This window comes from Galactobacter valiniphilus (assembly GCF_003575975.1).
GTDB classification, from domain to species: domain Bacteria; phylum Actinomycetota; class Actinomycetes; order Actinomycetales; family Micrococcaceae; genus Galactobacter; species Galactobacter valiniphilus.
Genome location: NZ_QQXK01000077.1, coordinates 1 through 981, shown reverse-complemented (window position 1 = coordinate 981; position 981 = coordinate 1). Strand labels below are relative to the sequence as shown.

1 protein-coding gene is annotated in these 981 nt (G+C 66.9%); it reads left to right on the top strand.

Annotated features, from left to right (window positions below; all coding sequences use genetic code 11):
• Positions 1 to 50: 50 nt before the first annotated feature.
• Positions 51 to 981, top strand: a protein-coding gene (locus DWB68_RS15790) for an IS5 family transposase (RefSeq protein ID WP_233548885.1) whose coding sequence is annotated in 2 segments (ribosomal slippage) — positions 51 to 425 and positions 427 to 981 — 930 coding nt in all. Because the reading frame shifts where the segments join, the coding sequence is not laid out codon by codon here.

The following is a 981-nucleotide window of genomic DNA, read 5'->3' as shown; positions in this document are numbered from 1 at the left end:
CTAGGGCGTGTCTCCCATATGTCGGGTGAGGCTCGCGGGATGCTGATGAGATGAAGTCGACGGGTTCGCGGTATCGGGTGTTCACGGACGAGCAGTGGGAGCGGATCGAGCCGCTTCTGCCCTCGAACGCTGGCTTGCGGGGGCATCCGTTCGGTGACAACCGGCGTGTGGTCGAGGGCATCGCGTACCGGTTCCGCACCGGGATTCCCTGGCGTGATCTGCCTCGCGAGGAGTTCGGCCCGTGGCAGACAGTGTGGAAGCGGCACCGCCGATACGCCGGTGATGGCACCTGGGATCGCGTATTGACGAGGATCCTCGCCGAAGCAGACGCGGCGGGGAAGATCGATTGGGTGGTGTCGGTGGATGCGACGATCGCGCGTGCGCATCAGCATGCGACGAACACGACCCGCCCGGAGCAGGACACAGGGGGCGGGATCGAATCACAAGAACCTGCCCTGGCATGAGGTTGAACCGCCCGGTCACGGGATCGGCCGCTCCCGTGGCGGGTTGACGACGAAGATCCATCAAGCCGTCGACGGGCATGGGCGCCCGCTCGCGATGATCGTCACCGGCGGGCAGCGCAACGACGGTGCCATGCTCACCGAAGTCCTCGCGCAGATCCATGTCCCCAGGATCGGTCGTGGCAGGCCACGCAACAGACCCGAGGCCGTACTCGCTGACCGCGCCTACGCGACGGGCGTGATCCGTTCTGAGCTGCGCCGCCGCGGGATCAAGACCGTGATCCCCGACAAACGCGACCAGGCCGCAGCCCGAAAACGCCGCGGCAGCCGTGGTGGCCGTCCGCCCGCGCTCGACGCGGACGCCTACAAGGGCCGCAACGTCGTCGAGCGGTTCTTCGCACTGGCCAAACAGTGGCGAGGCATCGCGACCCGCTACGACAAACTCGCCATCACCTACCGCGCCGGCGTCACCCTCTGCGCCATCCTCACCTGGCAACGCCTATTAGGAGACACGCCCTAG